Origin of the sequence: Knoellia locipacati, assembly GCF_044791685.1 — a bacterium.
GTDB classification, from domain to species: Bacteria; Actinomycetota; Actinomycetes; order Actinomycetales; family Dermatophilaceae; genus Knoellia; species Knoellia locipacati_A.
On the sequence record NZ_CP087730.1, the window covers coordinates 197,601 to 214,196 of the forward strand.

The 16,596-nt window shown below is 72.1% G+C and carries 14 protein-coding genes; 2 read left to right on the forward strand and 12 right to left on the reverse strand.

Annotated elements, in window-relative coordinates:
* The 5 genes from ffh to LL946_RS00945 all read right to left on the reverse strand — a co-directional run bounded on the left by ffh (window position 1) and on the right by LL946_RS00945 (window position 6,522).
* Window positions 1-1,611: a signal recognition particle protein gene (gene ffh / locus LL946_RS00925; RefSeq protein ID WP_404383845.1), complete on the reverse strand. Its 1,611-nt coding sequence runs from the start codon at window positions 1,609-1,611 to the stop codon at window positions 1-3.
* Between the two features lie 71 nt (window positions 1,612-1,682).
* On the reverse strand, window positions 1,683-2,129 hold the full coding sequence (locus tag LL946_RS00930) for a hypothetical protein (RefSeq protein ID WP_404383847.1): 447 nt from the start codon (window positions 2,127-2,129) through the stop codon (window positions 1,683-1,685).
* 124 nt (window positions 2,130-2,253) lie between these two features.
* Window positions 2,254-4,620 carry a [protein-PII] uridylyltransferase gene (locus LL946_RS00935; protein WP_404383849.1) on the reverse strand — a complete coding sequence of 789 codons (2,367 nt, stop codon included), beginning with the start codon at window positions 4,618-4,620 and terminating at the stop codon, window positions 2,254-2,256.
* A gap of 133 nt (window positions 4,621-4,753) precedes the next feature.
* Entirely contained in the window at window positions 4,754-5,092 is a 339-nt protein-coding gene (locus LL946_RS00940) for a P-II family nitrogen regulator (protein ID WP_404383851.1), read from the reverse strand.
* Window positions 5,089-6,522, reverse strand: coding sequence for an ammonium transporter (locus LL946_RS00945; protein ID WP_404383853.1), 1,434 nt, complete (start codon window positions 6,520-6,522; stop codon window positions 5,089-5,091). The genes LL946_RS00940 and LL946_RS00945 overlap by 4 nt, the downstream gene beginning before the upstream one ends.
* A 142-nt stretch (window positions 6,523-6,664) precedes the next feature.
* On the opposite strand from LL946_RS00945, the gene LL946_RS00950 reads away from it, so the two are divergent.
* Window positions 6,665-7,057, forward strand: a complete 393-nt coding sequence (locus LL946_RS00950; protein ID WP_404383855.1) for a thiol-disulfide oxidoreductase DCC family protein — start codon at window positions 6,665-6,667, stop codon at window positions 7,055-7,057.
* 17 nt (window positions 7,058-7,074) lie between these two features.
* On the opposite strand, the gene LL946_RS00955 is transcribed toward LL946_RS00950, so the two are convergent.
* The 4 genes from LL946_RS00955 to LL946_RS00970 are packed head-to-tail and all read right to left on the reverse strand — an operon-like array spanning window position 7,075 to window position 11,210.
* Window positions 7,075-7,740 (reverse strand): maleylpyruvate isomerase N-terminal domain-containing protein, encoded by a 666-nt coding sequence (locus LL946_RS00955; protein ID WP_404383857.1) that lies wholly within the window; start codon window positions 7,738-7,740, stop codon window positions 7,075-7,077.
* Window positions 7,740-8,948: a signal recognition particle-docking protein FtsY gene (gene ftsY / locus LL946_RS00960; RefSeq protein WP_404383859.1), complete on the reverse strand. Its 1,209-nt coding sequence runs from the start codon at window positions 8,946-8,948 to the stop codon at window positions 7,740-7,742. Before ftsY ends, LL946_RS00955 begins: the two co-directional genes overlap by 1 nt.
* 22 nt (window positions 8,949-8,970) lie before the next feature.
* Window positions 8,971-10,932, reverse strand: a complete 1,962-nt coding sequence (locus LL946_RS00965) for a M13 family metallopeptidase (protein ID WP_404383861.1) — start codon at window positions 10,930-10,932, stop codon at window positions 8,971-8,973.
* Window positions 10,932-11,210: a hypothetical protein gene (locus tag LL946_RS00970; protein WP_404383863.1), complete on the reverse strand. Its 279-nt coding sequence runs from the start codon at window positions 11,208-11,210 to the stop codon at window positions 10,932-10,934. Before LL946_RS00970 ends, LL946_RS00965 begins: the two co-directional genes overlap by 1 nt.
* 98 nt (window positions 11,211-11,308) lie before the next feature.
* Here LL946_RS00970 and lepB point away from each other — a divergent pair, with 98 nt between their 5' ends.
* On the forward strand, window positions 11,309-12,016 hold the full coding sequence (gene lepB / locus LL946_RS00975) for a signal peptidase I (RefSeq protein ID WP_404383865.1): 708 nt from the start codon (window positions 11,309-11,311) through the stop codon (window positions 12,014-12,016).
* Between the two features lie 30 nt (window positions 12,017-12,046).
* Here lepB and smc read toward each other — a convergent pair whose 3' ends face one another.
* The 3 genes from smc to LL946_RS00990 all read right to left on the reverse strand — a co-directional run bounded on the left by smc (window position 12,047) and on the right by LL946_RS00990 (window position 16,565).
* Window positions 12,047-15,622 (reverse strand): chromosome segregation protein SMC, encoded by a 3,576-nt coding sequence (gene smc / locus LL946_RS00980; RefSeq protein ID WP_404383867.1) that lies wholly within the window; start codon window positions 15,620-15,622, stop codon window positions 12,047-12,049.
* Window positions 15,623-15,772: 150 nt separating this feature from the next.
* Window positions 15,773-16,060, reverse strand: coding sequence for a chorismate mutase (locus LL946_RS00985; RefSeq protein WP_404383869.1), 288 nt, complete (start codon window positions 16,058-16,060; stop codon window positions 15,773-15,775).
* Between the two features lie 181 nt (window positions 16,061-16,241).
* Window positions 16,242-16,565, reverse strand: coding sequence for an acylphosphatase (locus LL946_RS00990; protein ID WP_404383871.1), 324 nt, complete (start codon window positions 16,563-16,565; stop codon window positions 16,242-16,244).
* Window positions 16,566-16,596 lie beyond the last annotated feature (31 nt).

The window sequence follows — 16,596 nt, forward strand, 5'->3', positions numbered from 1 at the left end:
TCACTTGCCGAGGAACTTCTCGAAGCCCTTGGGGAGCTGCGACGGGTCCATCGCGGCCGGGTCGAACCCACCGGGTGCGCCCGCTGCACCGCCGCCGAAGGCGCCACCGGCGGGCTTGGCGGCCCCGCGCTGGGCGTCGGCCCGCGCGTCCGCGGCGCGCTTGGCGGGGTTGCCGGACTTCGACTTCTTGCGCTGGACCTGCTGCTGCTGGCGCGCCTTCTTGCCGCCGCCACCACCCATGCCGGGCATCCCGGGGATCCCGCCGCCGCGGGCGAGCTGCTTCATCATCTTCTGGGCCTCGCCGAAGCGCTCGAGCAGCTGGTTGACCTCGGAGACGGTGACGCCGGAGCCGCCGGCGATGCGGGCGCGACGCGAGCCGTTGATCTGCTTGGGGTGGTTGCGCTCGAACGGCGTCATCGAGCGGACCATCGCCTCGACGCGGTCGAACTCGCGCTCGTCGAGGTTGTCGAGCTGGGCCGACATCTGGCCCATGCCCGGCATCATCTTGAGCATCGACTTGAGCGAGCCCATCTTCTTGATCGCCGACATCTGCTGGAGGAAGTCGTCGAACGTGAAGTCCTCGGCGGCGAGGAACTTGCGCTCCATCTCGGCGGCCTGGGTGCGGTCGAACGCCTTCTCGGCCTGCTCGATGAGGGTGAGCACGTCACCCATGTCGAGGATGCGTGAGGCCATGCGGTCGGGGTGGAAGACCTCGAAGTCCTTCACGCCCTCGCCGGTGGACGCGAACATGATCGGCCGCCCGGTGATGCCGGCGACGGACAGCGCGGCACCACCGCGGGCGTCACCGTCGAGCTTGGACAGGACGACACCGGTGAAGTCGACACCCTCGAGGAACGCCTCGGCGGTCTCGACCGCTGCCTGGCCGATCATCGCGTCGATGACGAACAGGACCTCGTCGGGGTCGATGGCGGCGCGGATGTCGCCGGCCTGCTTCATGAGGTTCTCGTCGACCGCGAGACGTCCGGCGGTGTCGACGATGACGACGTCGTGCTGCTTGCCCACGGCCTCGCGTATGCCGTCCCGAGAGACCGCGACCGGGTCACCGAAGCTGCGCGTCCCCTCACCGGTGGGCCCGACGGCGTCGTGGCCGCCGACGTTGCCCTGCTCGGGGGCGTAGACCGGGACGCCGGCGCGCTCGCCGACGACCTGGAGCTGGGTCACCGCGTTGGGTCGCTGGAGGTCGGCCGCGACGAGCATCGGCGTGTGGCCCTGCTCCTTGAGCCAGTACGCGAGCTTGCCGGCGAGCGTCGTCTTGCCCGCGCCCTGGAGGCCGGCGAGCATGATGACCGTCGGGCCGGTCTTGGCGAAACGGATCGTGCGGGTCGCCCCGCCGAGGACGGCGACGAGCTCCTCGTTGACGATTTTGACGACCTGCTGGGCCGGGTTGAGCGCCTGCGAGACCTCGGCGCCGAGGGCACGCTCACGGACGGCGTGGGTGAACTCCTTGACGACGGGCAGGGCCACGTCGGCGTCGAGGAGCGCCATCCGGATGTCGCGGACGGTCCTGTTGACGTCGGACTCGGACAGTCGCCCCTTGGTGCGGAGGTTCTTGAAGGTCGACGTCAGGCGGTCGGAGAGGCTCGTGAACACGCCCTTAGGTTAATCGCTACGCGCGGTGCCCTCGTCGCGGCCGGGACCGACGGCCCCGGCCGCGACGTCGGTCAGGGCCGCCCGAGCCGGTCCGGCCGGGACAGGGCGCCCTCCGCGAGGCCCTGGGGTCCCTTCCCCGACACGGCGAGGTCCGTGTCCGCGAGGGCCCGGCTCAGGCGGTCCAGCCGGCCGAGGCGACCGAGCTTGGGGTCCTTCGGCGGGTCCTTGGGGGGCTCCTTGTCCTTCGGCGGGTCCTTGGGCGGGTCCTCACCCTTGGGCGGGCCGGCCTTGTCCGCCTCCTTCGGCGGTTCCCCGTCACCCTTGGCGGCCCATCCGCCGAGTCCCGCCTGGCCGATGACGGGCCCGGCCTTGCGCACGGCCCCCTCGAGGCCGTCGGCCCGCGCCACGCGCGGCACGGCCCGAGGCACTATCCGTGGCACGACCTGTGGCACCACCTGTGGCGCGACCTTGGCGACCTCCGGCGTGCCCGCCGGCCCCTGCTGCTCCTGATGTCCCATGACATCCCCTCTCTGTGTGTGGAGCCCACAGCACAGCAAGGAGTGGTCGCGATCCGGTGGCGGTCTGGTCGCGGCCACCCGTCACGGGTCACCGGGAGCGGGCAGCGGGCAGCGGAACCAGGGGTCAGCCGTCGCAGGTGTCGATGATCACCGCGACGACCTGCGCCACCTTGCCCGGGTCGAGGCGGCGACCCGAGAAGTCGGTGACGTAGAAGGTGTCCAGGGTCTGGCCGGCGTACGTCGCGATGTGCGCGGAGCGCACCGAGACGCCGGACTTCGCGAACGCCATGCCGAGCTCGTGCAGCAGCCCGGGCCGGTCCTCGGCCCTCACCTCGAGCACGGTCGCCTCGTCGCTGGCGCCCGGGACGACGAGCGCCCGGGGCTGTCCCGGCGAGCCGATCGTGGACTCCCTGCTCGGCCGGGCGGCGAACTGCCGACGACGGTCGAGGAGCCCGAGCGGGCCTCGGTCGCCGGTCGCGAGGCGGACGAGACCGCGGTGGAGCCTGGGCTGCTCGGGCTCGTTGCCGCTCGGCGACTCGACGTGCCACTCGTTGACGGCGACCCCGTCCACCGTGCGCAGGATCGCGGTTCGGACGACCAGGCCCTCCGCGGCGAGCAGGCCGGCAGTGTCGGCGAAGAGCCCGAGCCGGTCACGGTCGGCGATGTCGATCCGGTAGGACCCGCCGTGGGAGAGCACCTCGACGTGCGGCTCCCCCGCGGCGAGCGCTCGGACGAGCGGCTCGGGGACGACACCCTGCCCGACGTCGGCCAGGGGCGTCGCGACGGCGGGCGTGCTCGGGTCGAGCCGGGCCCGCACCTCGGTGGCCAGCTGGGCGAGCAGGGCTGCCCGCCAGTCGGTCCAGGCCTTGGGCCCGGCTGCGACCGCATCGGCCTCGGTGAGGGCGAGCAGCAGGTCGAAGCGGTCGCGGTCGCCACTGACTGCGGCGACGGCGGCGTCGATGGTGCGGGGGTCGGAGTGGTCACGCCGGGTGGCGAGCTCGATGAGGGTCAGGTGCTCGCGCACGAGCGAGGTCACGACCTCGACGTCCGCCTCGGTGTGCCCCAGGCGACGCATGACGGCCTCGGCGACCGGCGCCCCGGCTGCGGAGTGGTCCCGCGCCCCGGGCACCTTGCCGATGTCGTGGAGCAGGGCCGCGAGGAGCAGCAGGTCGGCGCGGCCGACGCCGCGCACCAGACCCGTGGCGTGCACGACGGTCTCGATGAGGTGCCGGTCGACCGTGTGACGGTGCACCGCGTTGCGCTGCGGCCGCGACCGCACCGCCGCCCACTCGGGCAGCCACCGCTCGATGATGCCCTGCTGGTCCAGCCCTTCCCACACAGTGACGAGGCCGGGTCCGGCGGCGAGCAGGTCGCTGAAGAGCCCACGCGCCAACGGTGTCCACGGGGTCGGCAGGTCGGCGCACTTCGTCGCCAAGTTCTCGAGGGTCGTCGGCGAGATCGGGAGGTTGGCTGCGGCGGCGACGACGGCGGCGCGCAGGGGCAGGTGCGGGTCGGTCTCGCCGACCCGGCCGGCGCCGAGCACGACCTCGCCGTCACTCTCGAACAGTCCGTACCCCAGCGGCGTCATCTGCGGACGGCGCGGGCCGACGCGCAGCACCCGGGCTCGCTGGGACTGACCGGCGCGCCGCACGGTCCCGTCGAGGGCGTAGGCGATGGCCCGCCCGGCGTCCGAGACGTCGGCGAGGAGGTCGTCGGGGTCGCCGTAGCCGAGCAGGGCGGCCACCGCGTCGTGGTCCTCCCGACCCAGCCGGTCACGTCCGCGACCCGTGACGACGTGGACGGCGTCGCGCACGTCGAGCAGGAGCCCGTATGCCGTGTCGACCTCGCCGCGCGGACGGTCCGCGAGCCAGGCCTCGGCGAGGGCGCTGAGCACGGTCATGTCGCGCAGGCCGCCGTGGGCCTCCTTGAGCTCGGGCTCGATCGACTGGGCGAGGTCGCCGTGACGGTGGTGGCGCACGGCCATCGCGTCGGTGAGCTGTGGGAGCCGCTTGCGGGCGTTGGCGCGCCAGTCGTGGCTCACGGTGGCGCGGGCGGCGGCCACGACCTCGGCGTCTCCCGCGACCGGAGCGATGTCGAGGAGCCCCACCGCGGCGGTGAGATCCTCGGCGGCGACGGTGCGGCACTGGTTGACGGTGCGGACGCTGTGGTCCAGGCGCACGCCCGCGTCCCAGATCGGGTACCAGATGCGGTCGGCCAGTCGGGTGACCTCGTCGGTGGAGAGGGTCCGGCCGTAGTGCAGGAGGACGAGGTCGTAGTCCGAGAGGGGCCCGGCGTCACCGCGCCCGACGCTGCCGACGGCGGCCAGGGCCACGCCCTCGACCCGCTGACCGCGGACCGCCTCGGCCCACAGCTCCCCCAGCCACTCGTGGTTGAACTCCGCCAGACGGCGGCGACGTTCGAGGCCCGAGCCGGCCTGCTCGAACGCCCGCGTCCCCGCGAGGTCGAGCCGGCGTGCTGCGACGTCGGTCATGCGATCACTCCCCTAGATCTGCAGGTCTGTCCAACCGGTGCCCCGGCTCCCCCCGGGACCCGCCGCGCCGTCAGCGTCGTGGTCTCACGTCGCTGACGGCGCGGGCAGGTCCGGCGGTGCGGGGCAGGGGCGCTCAGATGGCCTCGGCGCCGCGCTCTCCGGTGCGCACCCGGATGACGTCCTCGACCGGCTGGGTCCAGATCTTCCCGTCGCCGATGCGACCGGTCTGGGCCGACTTGAGGATGACGTCCGCGACGCTGGCGGCGTCCATGTCGTCGACGAGCACCTCGAGGCGGATCTTCGGGACGAAGTCCACGGTGTACTCGGCGCCGCGGTAGACCTCGCTGTGACCGCGCTGGCGGCCGTAGCCCGACGCCTCGCTGATGGTCATGCCCGAGATGCCGTAGGCCTCCAGGGCCTCCTTCACCGCGTCCAGCTGGTGGGGCTTGATGATGGCGGTGATGAGCTTCATGCCTTGACTCCTTCGGAGGTGAGCTCGTCGTGGTGACGGGCGTCAGTCTGGGGACCGGTGGAGCTGACGCCGATGCGTCCGCCGCGGGCCACCAGGTCGTAGCCGGACTCTGCGTGCTCGGCCTGGTCGATGCCGGCCGTCTCGTCGTCGTCGGTGACGCGCCATCCGACGGTCGCCTTGAGCGCCAGGCCGATGACGGCGGTGACGATCGCGGAGAAGACGAGCGACGCGAGGGCGATGACGATCTGGACCACGAGCTGCCGGACACCGTCACCGTAGAACAGTCCGCCCGAGGTGGCGAGCAGTCCGGCACCGACGGTGCCCCAGAGGCCGGCGACGAGGTGGACGCCGACGACGTCGAGCGAGTCGTCGTAGCCGAAGCGGAACTTCAGGCCGACCGCGAGGGCCGCGAGAGCACCGGCGACGAGGCCGAGGACGATCGAGCCGACGGGCGACAGGGCACCGCAGGCCGGGGTGATCGCGACGAGACCGGCGACGACACCGGAGGCGGCGCCGACCGAAGTGGCGTGACCGTCACGCACCTTCTCCACGACGAGCCAGCCGAGGATCGCCGCACAGGTCGCGACGGTGGTGTTGACCCAGACGAGGCTGGCCAGGCCGTCCGCCGCGAGCTCGGAGCCGGCGTTGAAGCCGAACCAGCCGAACCACAGCAGCCCGGCACCGAGCATGACGAGCGGGACGTTGTGCGGGCGCATGGCGGTCTTGCCGAAGCCGAGGCGCTTGCCGACGATGAGGGCCAGGACGAGGCCGGCGATACCGGCGTTGATGTGGACGACCGTGCCTCCGGCGAAGTCGATCGGCAGGACGTTGGCGACACCGTCGGTCGCACCGAAGATCATGGCCGAGATGCCGTCCTCGGAACCGCTGAGGAGGCCCCCGCCCCACACCATGTGGGCGATCGGGAAGTAGGCCAGGGTGACCCAGAGGCCGCTGAACAGCAACCAGGTCGAGAACTTCGCCCGGTCGGCGATGGCGCCGCTGATGAGCGCGACGGTGATGATGGCGAAGGTCAGCTGGAAGCCGACGAAGAGGACCTCGGGGATCCACACGTCGGCGCCGAACACGTCGATGATCGCCGTGCCGTCGGCGTCGACCGTGGCACCGGTCGCGTCACCGACGACACCCTTGAGTCCGAAGTTCTCGAACGGGTTGCCGATGATGCCGCCGATGTTGCTGCCACCGAAGGACATGGAGTAGCCCCACAGCACGTAGACGACACCGACGACGCCCATGGCGCCGAACGACATCATCATCATGTTGAGGACGGACTTGGCGCGGGTCATGCCGCCGTAGAAGAGGGCGAGGCCCGGCGTCATCAGCAGCACCAGGGAGGAGCAGATGAGGACGAAGGCCGTCGCCGATGCGTCGATTGCGGGCTCGGCCGCGAGTGGGAGGAGAGTTGGGCTCATGGGGAGGGAGTCTGCGAGCCCGCCGTTTCGCGTCGTCTCCCGTTGTGTTACGGCCACGTTGCACGTTCCGGCTGCGCGTAAGAAGTGTGTTTCGCACGCCCCCACGGTGTGAGGAGAGCGCTCCGGTGTGAGACTGGGGGGCGTGGCCCGACCTGTGCTCGTCTACGACGGTGACTGCGGCATCTGCACGAAGCTCTCACGCCTCGTGACCACCCGGCTGCGCGCCCGACCCACGGACTTCGCCGTGACGGCATACCAGGACGCCGACCTGGCGACGCTCGGGCTCACCGAGGAGCAGTGCGACGCCGCCCTGCAGTGGGTGGGAGCCGACGGACGGATCTCCTCCGCCGAGGACGCCGTGGCCCGTGCACTCCTCTCCTCCCGTATGCCGTTGCGCCCCCTCGGTGCGCTGCTGAGGGTTCCCGGGATGCACTCGCTTGCCGGCGTGGTCTATCGCTGGGTCGCCCGCAACCGTCACCGTCTGCCCGGTGGCACGCCCGCCTGCTCGATGCCCGCGGCACAGCGCCCGACCTGACGCCGATCGTTCGTGGTTCAGAAGGCGGAGATGCCGCCCGACGAGCGCTGGGGTCGGCTCAGGGCCCGGACGAGGGCGACCTGGCCGTGCCGGGCCAGCGACACGTGCACGAGGAGGTCGAGGACGGCGTCGACGACGAGCGGGTCATGCTCGGGCGTGGGCAGTCCGACGCTCGCGGCGAGGTCGTCGCCGTGCACGACCATCTCCATCATCCGGGTGGTGGCGAAGTCCGGGGTGGCGAGCGACCAGCCCTGCCACGGGATGTGGATGACGTCGGGGTCGCGCTGCAGGGCCAGAGCACCCGGCAGGTCGGCGAGCGCGTGCCGCGCGACGGCGAGCACCCGCTCGTGACCGACCCCGGCGGCCGAGTTGTCCTTGTCGTCCTGGTCGGGGTCGGTCTCGCCGCTGCGGGAGGCCTGCACCCACGGCGCCCGCGTGTAGTGGTCGAGCAGGCCGATGACCGGCGCGTCCGACGGCGCCGCCGTGCTCAGACCCCGCACGACGTGCCCGGTCTGCGCCAGCAGGTGGTGCGCCAGCCCGCCGACCGTCATGCCGGCGCAGGCGCTCTCGTCGCCCCAGGCGTCGCGGACGGGGTCGCTCTCGGCGAGCTGGATGCTCGTGCGCGTGGACGCCACGAGCGCCTCCGTGAGTGCCGCCCGGTCGTGCAGCGCCGGCAGCGCCATCAGTCGATGATCGCGTCGACGAAGCCCTCGGGGTCGAAGGGCGCGAGGTCGTCAGGCCCCTCGCCGAGACCGATGAGCTTGACCGGGACGCCGAGCTTGCGCTGCACCGCGACGACGATGCCGCCCTTGGCGGTGCCGTCGAGCTTGGTGAGGACGATGCCGGTGATGCCGACGACCTCGCTGAAGACCTCGGCCTGGCGCAGGCCGTTCTGACCGGTCGTGGCGTCGAGGACGAGCAGGACCTCGTCGATCGGGCTCTGCTTCTCGATGACCCGCTTGACCTTGCCGAGCTCGTCCATCAGCCCGACCTTGTTGTGGAGGCGGCCGGCGGTGTCGACGATGACGACGTCGGCCTCCATCTCGGCGGCACCCTTGACGGCGTCGAATGCCACCGCCGCCGGGTCCGCACCGTCACGGTCGGAGCGCACCGTCGGCACGCCCACCCGCTCACCCCACGTCTGGAGCTGGTCGGCGGCGGCGGCACGGAAGGTGTCGGCCGCACCGAGGACGACGTCCTTGTCCTGCGCCACGAGGACCCGCGCGAGCTTGCCGACGGTGGTCGTCTTGCCGGTGCCGTTGACCCCGACGACGACGATGACGGCGGGCCGGCCGTCGATCCGGGACGATGCCAAGGACCGGTCCATCGACGGGTCGACGAGGGCGATGAGCTCCTCACGCAGCCAGCCGCGGACCGTGGCCTCGTCGGCGTTGCCGTCGACCTTGACCCTCGTGCGCAGCGACTCGACGAGCTCGGTCGTCGCCTCGACGCCGAGGTCGGCGGTGAGGAGGGTGTCCTCGACGTCCTCCCACGCCTGCTCGTCGAGGTCTCCGCGGGACAGCAGCGCGAGCAGGCCCTTGCCGAGGGCGGTGTTGGAGCGGGCCAGCCGGGCGCGCAGCCGCTGGAGCCGGGTCTGCGGGGCCTCGGGGCGCTCGACCTCCGGGATGGTCGTCGGCGGGAGCGTCTCCTCGACCGTCTCGTCGGCGGGAGCGGGCAGCGTGTCGACCGCGCCACCACTGTCGCGGCGGTCACGGTCGGCCTCGTCGGACGTGCCCGGCGCCGGCGCAGCGGGGGTCGACGGGCGCTCGCGGGGCAGCTCCTTGGTCGCGCCGCCCCGTCCGCGCAGGAGGGTGGCCGCGAGGCCGCCGAGGACGACCAGCAGGCCGACCGCGACGGCGAAGAATTCCCAGAAGGTGTCGATGGCACTCACGTCGCCATCCTCGCACCCGACCTCAGAAGATGCGGACCCGCTCGTCCTCGGGCACCCACATGCCGTCGCCGGGCGCGACCTCGAAGGCCTCGTGGAACTCCGTGAGGTTGCGCACCGCGTTGGCACGCAGGTCCATCGGCGAGTGCGGGTCGATCGCGAGCAGCCGCACCGCCTCGGCCTCGCGGGCCATGCCGCACCACACCTGCGCCCAGCCGAAGAAGAACCGCTGGTCGCCCGTCAGCCCGTCGATGACCGGCGGCTCGGTCCCCTCGGTCGAGATCCGGTATGCCGCGTGCCCGATCGTGAGCCCGCCGAGGTCTCCGATGTTCTCACCGACCGTGAGCGCGCCGTTGACCTTGTGCCCCGGGGCGTCACGCGACTCCAGCTCGCTGAACTGGGCGATGAGCCGCTGGGCGCGGGCGTCGAAGTTGGTCCGGTCGCTGTCGGACCACCAGTTGCGGAGGTTGCCGTCCTTGTCGTACTGGGAGCCCTGGTCGTCGAAGCCGTGCCCGATCTCGTGACCGATGACCCCACCGATGCCGCCGTAGTTGACGGCGTCGTCCGCGTCGACGTCGAAGAACGGCGGCTGGAGGATGGCTGCGGGGAAGACGATCTCGTTGAGCCCAGGGTTGTAGTAGGCGTTGACGGTCTGCGGCGTCATGAACCACTCGTCGCGGTCGACGGGTCCGCCGAGCTTGGCGAGGTTGCGGTCCACCTCGAAGGCCGAGGCGCGGGCGACGTTGCCGACGAGGTCGGAGGCGTCGACCTGGAGCGAGGAGTAGTCGCGCCACCGGTCGGGGTAGCCGATCTTGGGTACGAACGTCTCGAGCTTGGCCAGCGCCTCGCGCCGGGTCTCCAGGCCCATCCACTCCAGACCGAGGAAGTCGCGACGGAACGCCTCGACGAGGTTCTCGACGAGCTCGACCATGCGCTCCTTGGCGCGCGGCGGGAAGTGCTGCTCGACGTAGAGCTGCCCGACGGCCTCACCGAGGGCGTCCTCGACGAGCCCGACGCCGCGCTTCCAGCGGTCGCGGATCTGCGGCACACCAGAGAGGGTGCGCCCGTAGAAGTCGAAGTTCTCGGCGACGACGGCGTCGGCGAGGTAGGCCGCCAGGGCGTGGACGACCCGCCAGCGCAGCCAGTCCTGCCACGTCGCGACGTCGACCTCGGCCAGTGCCGCAGCCATCGACCGCAGGTGGTCGGGCTGGCGGGCGATGACCTGGTCGAAGGCGCCCTCCGGGGCCCGGGCCCCGTCGAGGTAGGCCGCCCAGTCGACGCCCGGAGTGAGCTCTTCGAGGCCCTGCCGGTCGACGAGGGTGTAGGTCTTCACGGCGTCACGGTTGGCGACCTGGTCCCAGTGCGAGGCCGCGATCCGGGTCTCGAGGTCGACGATCCGGTCGGCGGCAGCGGAGGCCGAGTCCCCGGCATACACGCCGGTCAGGGTGAGCATGCGCGTGACGTGACCGGGGTAGGCCGCACGGATGGCCGCGTGCTGCGGGTCGCGGTAGTAGGCCTCGTCGGGCAGGCCGATGCCGGCCTGCTCGAGGTAGACGACGTAGCGGGTCGAGTCACGGTCGTCGGTGTTGACGATGGGATGGACGAGTCCGTCGACGCCGGCCCGCAGGAAGCGGCCGAGCGCCGCCAGGACGTCACCGGGGCCGGAGACCGCGTCGATCTCGGCGAGGAACGGGGCCAGCGGGGCCGCGCCGAGCTCCTCGATCCGGGCCTCGTCCATGAACGAGCTGTAGAGGTCGCCGACCTTGCGGGCGACCGTGCCGGGCTCGGGGTTGCCCTCGGCGACACCGGTGATGATGTCGCGGACCTGCTCCTCGGCGTTCTCGCGCAGCCTGTCGAAGGCGCCGTAGCGGCCGCGGTCGGCCGGCATCTCGGTCTGCTTGATCCAGCCGCCGTTGACGTGGCCGAAGAGGTCGTCCTGAGGGCGGACCGTGGGGTCACCCGCGGTCCGGTCGATCCCCGAACGCATCAGGAACGCGTGCCGGCGTCGGCGTGCGTGGGCTCCGTGGCCTCGACGAGCGTCGTGTCGCCGTCGGACGGGGCGGCCTCGTCCGTGTCCTCGTCGTCGTCACCGCGTGAGAGGCGCTGGCGGGCCGACTGCTGGCGCTCCTTGAGCGCGATCACGACCTCGTCACCCTTGGGCGTGAGGATGTCACGCCCGTCGCGCCGTGCCGGGATCGCCACCAGGGCGACGACCGCCAGGGCGAGTCCGACGCAGATGAGCATGCCGATGATGAGGGCGACCATGGCTCAAGGGTGTCCTAGTGGGGCCGCCCTGACAAAACGACACCCCGCCCGTGGACGCGCGGCGCGCGGAGGCCCCACCCACCGCGTAGGCTCGCACGGTGACCGTGACGACCCCGCCAGAGGCTCCCCAGCGCCGTCGTCGCAGGCTTCCCGCGGGCGTCGAGATCCTGCTCGCCATCGTCGTCGTGGCCCTCGTCCAGAGCTTCGTCGTCAAGCCGTTCGGCGTCCCGTCGCAGTCGATGGAGCAGACCCTGCGCATCGGTGACCGGATCATCGTCAACCGCATGGACCACTCGGTGGAGCGCGGCGACATCGTCGTCTTCTCGCACGGCGAGACGTGGCAGGACACCGAGCTCGAGCCGACGGGCAACGTGTTCAAGGACGCGGTGCGCAAGGTCGGCGACCTCACCGGCATCGGGCCGTCGAGCACGGCCTACACGGTCAAGCGGGTCATCGGGATGCCCGGTGACCGGGTGAGGTGCTGCGACTCGGAGGGCAAGGTCCTCGTCGACGGGGACGCCCTCGCCGAGGACTACGTCTTCGAGGACCACACGTTCCGCCCCCCCGAGCTCACCTGTGAGACGACGCCGCGATCCTCGCGCTGCTTCCCCGAGATCCGCGTCCCTTCCGACCGGATGCTCGTGCTCGGCGACCACCGCTCGCAGTCGGCCGACTCGGTCGTCAACTGCCGCGGCGGGACCGACTCCGACGGGTGCGCGCGCTTCGTGCCGGTGAGCCGCGTGGTCGGACCCGTCGTCTTCCGGATCTGGCCCTTCGACACGTTCGGCCTCGTCAACTCCGACTGACGGCCTTCGCCCGTCGCCCGTCGCCCGACGTCAGGCTGTGGCTGCGACGTCGCGGATGCGTTGCGAGACCACCGTGGTGATGCCGTCGCCGCGCATGCTCACGCCGTAGAGCGCGTCGGCGATCTCCATCGTCTTCTTCTGGTGGGTGATGACGATGAGCTGGCTGCTGTCGCGCAGTTCCTCGAAGAGGGTGATGAGCCGGCCCAGGTTGGTGTCGTCGAGGGCCGCCTCGACCTCGTCCATGATGTAGAACGGGCTCGGCCGCGCCTTGAAGATCGCGACGAGGAGCGCGACGGCGACGAGCGAGCGCTCACCACCGGAGAGCAGCGAGAGCCGCTTGACCTTCTTGCCCGGAGGACGGGCCTCGACCTCGATGCCGGTCGTGAGCATGTCGCCGGGGTCGGTGAGGACGAGCTGGCCGGAGCCGCCCGGGAAGAGCCGCTGGAACACGCGCTCGAACTGCTCGGCCGTGTCGTGGTAGGCCTGCGTGAACACCTGCTCGACGCGCTCGTCGACCTCCTTGACGATGTCGAGGAGGTCGCGCTTGGACTTCTTGAGGTCCTCGAGCTGCTCGGTGAGGAACTTGTGCCGCTCCTCGAGCGCCGCGAACTCCTCGAGCGCGAGCGGGTTGACCCGACCCAGGGCGGAGAGACCACGCTCGGCCTTGCGCAGCCGCTTCTCCTGGTCCTCGCGCACGAACGCCGACGGCATCGGCACGTCGCCCTCGTGGTCGGGTCCGGCGATGAACGGGATGGGCTGGTGCGGGCCGTAGTCCTCCATGAGGACGTCGGGGTCCATGCCGAGCTCCTCGACCGCCTTGGCCTGGAGCTGCTCGATCCGGGCGACCTGCCGCGCGCGGGCGACCTCGTCGCGGTGGGCTGAGTCGGTGAGCTCGCGCAGCTCGTCCTGGTGCGTGGCCATCTCGGTGCGCAGCTCGCGGACCGCCGTGTCGCGCCGGGTGCGCTCGCTCTCGGCCTCGTCGCGCAGCCGGGCGGCTCGGACCAGCGCGGTCGCCATCCGGTCGGTCGCGTATGCCGCGGCCTGGCTCACGGCGTCGGCGATGGTCGCCTCGCGGCGGCGGCGCTCCTGGCGCTGGCGGAGCTTCTCGCGGGCCTGGATCTCGTTGCGGGCGGCGCCCTCGAGCGAGTCCGCGCGACCCTTGAGGGAGCGGGCGCGCTCCTCCCTGGTGCGCAGCGTGAGCCGCAGCTCGGTCTCGGCGGTGCGGGCCCGGCTCGCGGCGAGCTCGAGGGCGTCGCGCTCGTCGGTGGAGGGCTCCTCGGACTCGGTCGGCTCGGCGCTGGCCTCGTCGAGCCGGGCCGACAGGGCCTCCAGCTCGACGCGGTCGGTCTCGAGGGCCGCCTCGGCATCGGCGATGGTGCGCTCGGTGCGCTCGACCTCGGCGCGGCTCGAGCGGATCGTGGACTGGAGGCCGCCGAGCTGCTCGGCCACGGCTGCCATGCGGGCGTCGCTGTCGTGCAGCGCCTCGAGGGCGGCCTCGACGCGCTCGGTGACTGCTGCGGCCTTCTCGCGCTCGGCGACGAGGGCGAAGCGAGCCTGCTCCCCGCGGGTGGTGGCGGCTGCAGCTGCGGACTGGGCGTCCTCGAGCGCGGACTGGATCTCGAGCAGGGACTGGCCGCTGCTCGACCCGCCGCGCACCCACCCGGGAGCGAAGACGTCACCGTCGGCGGTCACCGCGGTGATGCCCTCACCGCGGGCGACGAGGGCCAGCGCGTGCTCGGCGCTGGGGACGAGGGCGACGAGGTCGAGGAGCTGCTCGACGGCCGGACGGACGGAGGCGGGGGCGTCGACGACGTCGCGGGCCCACACGGCCGAACCGTCGAGCGCCGGCCAGCCGGAGCGGTCCGACGGCGCAGCGGTGTCACCAACGAGGAGCGTGGCCTGGCCGTGGTCGTCCTCCCGCAGGGCAGAGACAGCGCGGGCGGCGTCCTGCGCCGTGCCGACCGCGAGCGCCTCGGACGCCCAGCCGAGTGCTGCCGCGACGGCACCCTCGTGCCCGCCGCTGACCTGGAGCAGGGACGCGACCGTGCCGACGATGCCGTGGTCGCTCTCGCCCGCCTCGGAGGCAGCGAGCAGGGCGGCCGCGCCGTCCTTGCGTCGCAGGCTCATCCCGAGCGCCTCGACCCGGGCTGCGGCCGAGGATCGGTCGCGCTCGGCCTCACGCTCGACGCCCTCGAGCTCGGTGATCCGTGTCTCGACGGTGGCGAGCTCCTCGGCGGCGGTCTCGTAGGCGCTGTCGAGGCCCTCCTCGCCCTCCTCGTCATTCGCGACCGTGCCCTCGAGCCGGGAGAAGTCGCGCTCGGCCTCGGTGGCCCGCTCGAGCGAGGCCTCGATGATGCCGCGCAGGCGACCGATCTCGGCCTCACCGGCCTCGATCCGGCTGCGACGTGCGCCGACCTGCCCGGCGAGCTTCGCGAGCCCCTCGCGACGGTCGGCAGCGGCGCGAGCGAGACGCGAGAGCCGTTGCTGCTCCGCGGCATACGCGCTCTCGGCCTCCTCACGCGAGGTGACGGCTGCGGCGAGCTGCTCGGCGGCGGTGGCGACCTCGGCGAGGAGCTTGTGCTCGGCCTCGCGCGCCTGGGCGGCCTGGGCGCGCAGCTCCTCGGGGTCGCGCCCGGTCGTGGTCTCGTCGACGTCGTCCTGGCTCAGGAGACGCACGCGCTCACGGGCGACGGAGGCGGTGGACTCGAGCCGGTCGCGCAGGGACTGGAGCCTGACGAAGCGGTCCTGCGAGCGGCCGAGCTCAGGGGCGGCGTCGGCAGCCTGCCGTTCGATCTCGGTGACGCGCGAGCGCAGGGACTCGAGGGCGTTCTCGACGGTCGTGCGCCGCTCGATGAGGGCGGTCTCGTCGGCGACCTCCTGCTCGAGGGTCGACGTGAGCTGGACGAGGTCGTCGGCCACGAGACGCAGGCGGGCGTCGCGAGCGTCGGCCTGGATGACGGCGGCCTTGCGCGCCGCCTCGGCCTGCCGGCCGAGCGGGCCGAGCTGGCGGCGGATCTCACCGGTGAGGTCGTGGACGCGGGTGAGGTTGGCCTCCATCGCGTCGAGCTTGCGCAGGGCGCGCTCCTTGCGCTTGCGGTGCTTGAGGACGCCCGCGGCCTCCTCGATGAACCCGCGGCGCTCCTCGGGGGTGGCACGCAGCACGGCGTCGAGCTGGCCCTGCCCGACGATGACGTGCATCTCACGGCCGATCCCGCTGTCGGACAACAGCTCCTGGATGTCAAGTAATCGGCTGGGCGTGCCGTTGATGGCGTACTCGGAGCCACCGTTGCGGAACATCGTCCGGGTGATCGTCACCTCGGTGTAGTCGATCGGGAGGGCGCCGTCGGTGTTGTCGATCGTCAGGCTGACCTCGGCGCGACCGAGCGGGGGCCGACCGGCGGTGCCGGCGAAGATGACGTCCTCCATCTTGCCGCCGCGCAGGCTCTTGGCGCCCTGCTCCCCCATGACCCACGCGAGGGCGTCGACGACGTTGGACTTGCCGGAGCCGTTGGGGCCGACGATGCACGTGATGCCGGGCTCGAGGCGCATGGTCGTGGCCGAGGCGAAGGACTTGAACCCCTTGAGGGTCAGGCTCTTGACGTACACGCGGTGGCTCTCGGTTCTTCGGGGGGCATGCGGACGGGATCGACGCCGTCACTGTACCGGCGGGTCCGCACGCCGCCGTGGACCTGCGAAGCAGCCTGCGTTGCCTGTGACAGCAGTGACGGGTGGGACTTCGCGCCTGCGCGCACGGCCTCAGCCGTTGGCGATCGACTCGTGGTGGTGGATGACCTCGGCGATGACGAAGTTGATGAACTTCTCCGCGAACTCCGGGTCGAGGCCGCTCTCGTCGGCCAGGGCCCGGAGCCGGGTGATCTGCCGCTCCTCGCGGGCGGGGTCGGCGGGCGGCATGCCCTCGGTCGCCTTGAGCTCACCCACCTGCTGGGTGCACTTGAACCGCTCGGCGAGCAGGTGCACCAGGGCCGCGTCGATGTTGTCGATGCTCGAACGGAGGCGGGCCAGCTCCGGGGGGACGTCGCTCATCGACCCATCGTAGGAACGCGCACCCTCCGCGGTCCCCCGCGTCCCACGACCCGGTATGCCGGCCCATGCAGAGCATGGGACCCGCGCCCGCGGTGTGGTTGCGTCCGGCACCTTGGGGGTCAGGCCGTCATCGTGCCGGACGCAGCGGTATGCCGGCCCACGCAGACCGTGGGACCCGCGCTCACCTCTCCACGAAGCCGGTGACGTGGGGCCGGGGCTCGCTCTCGATGGGTGTCGACACCGAGACGACGTCACCCGGCCGACGGGTGGTCGACGGCTGCTCGGACAGGAGGTCGACGAGGCGTGCGACGGCGCCACGCGGGCCCTGCGCGACGACCTCCACACGCCCGTCGCCGGTGTTGCGGGCCGAACCCGACAGCCCCAGCTCGAGGGCACGGGCGCGGGTCCACCAGCGGAAGCCGACGCCCTGGACGCGACCCCGCACGCTCACGGTCACGCGGACGGGCTGCAACCCGTCGCCGCGGGGGTCGAGGCTGGTCTCCATGGCGCCGATCGTAGGTCGCCCGCGCCCCAGC

What these genes read in the sequence shown, in the direction of transcription:
- LL946_RS00935 (WP_404383849.1), bottom strand. Translation starts at nt 4,620, where the DNA reads ATGACCGACGTCGCAGCACGCCGGCTCGACCTCGCGGGGACGCGGGCG.
- LL946_RS00990 (WP_404383871.1), bottom strand. Translation starts at nt 16,565, where the DNA reads ATGGAGACCAGCCTCGACCCCCGCGGCGACGGGTTGCAGCCCGTCCGC.
- LL946_RS00985 (WP_404383869.1), bottom strand. Translation starts at nt 16,060, where the DNA reads ATGAGCGACGTCCCCCCGGAGCTGGCCCGCCTCCGTTCGAGCATCGAC.
- LL946_RS00965 (WP_404383861.1), bottom strand. Translation starts at nt 10,932, where the DNA reads ATGCGTTCGGGGATCGACCGGACCGCGGGTGACCCCACGGTCCGCCCT.
- LL946_RS00945 (WP_404383853.1), bottom strand. Translation starts at nt 6,522, where the DNA reads ATGAGCCCAACTCTCCTCCCACTCGCGGCCGAGCCCGCAATCGACGCA.
- LL946_RS00955 (WP_404383857.1), bottom strand. Translation starts at nt 7,740, where the DNA reads ATGGCGCTGCCGGCGCTGCACGACCGGGCGGCACTCACGGAGGCGCTC.
- LL946_RS00930 (WP_404383847.1), bottom strand. Translation starts at nt 2,129, where the DNA reads ATGGGACATCAGGAGCAGCAGGGGCCGGCGGGCACGCCGGAGGTCGCC.
- LL946_RS00970 (WP_404383863.1), bottom strand. Translation starts at nt 11,210, where the DNA reads ATGGTCGCCCTCATCATCGGCATGCTCATCTGCGTCGGACTCGCCCTG.
- LL946_RS00940 (WP_404383851.1), bottom strand. Translation starts at nt 5,092, where the DNA reads ATGAAGCTCATCACCGCCATCATCAAGCCCCACCAGCTGGACGCGGTG.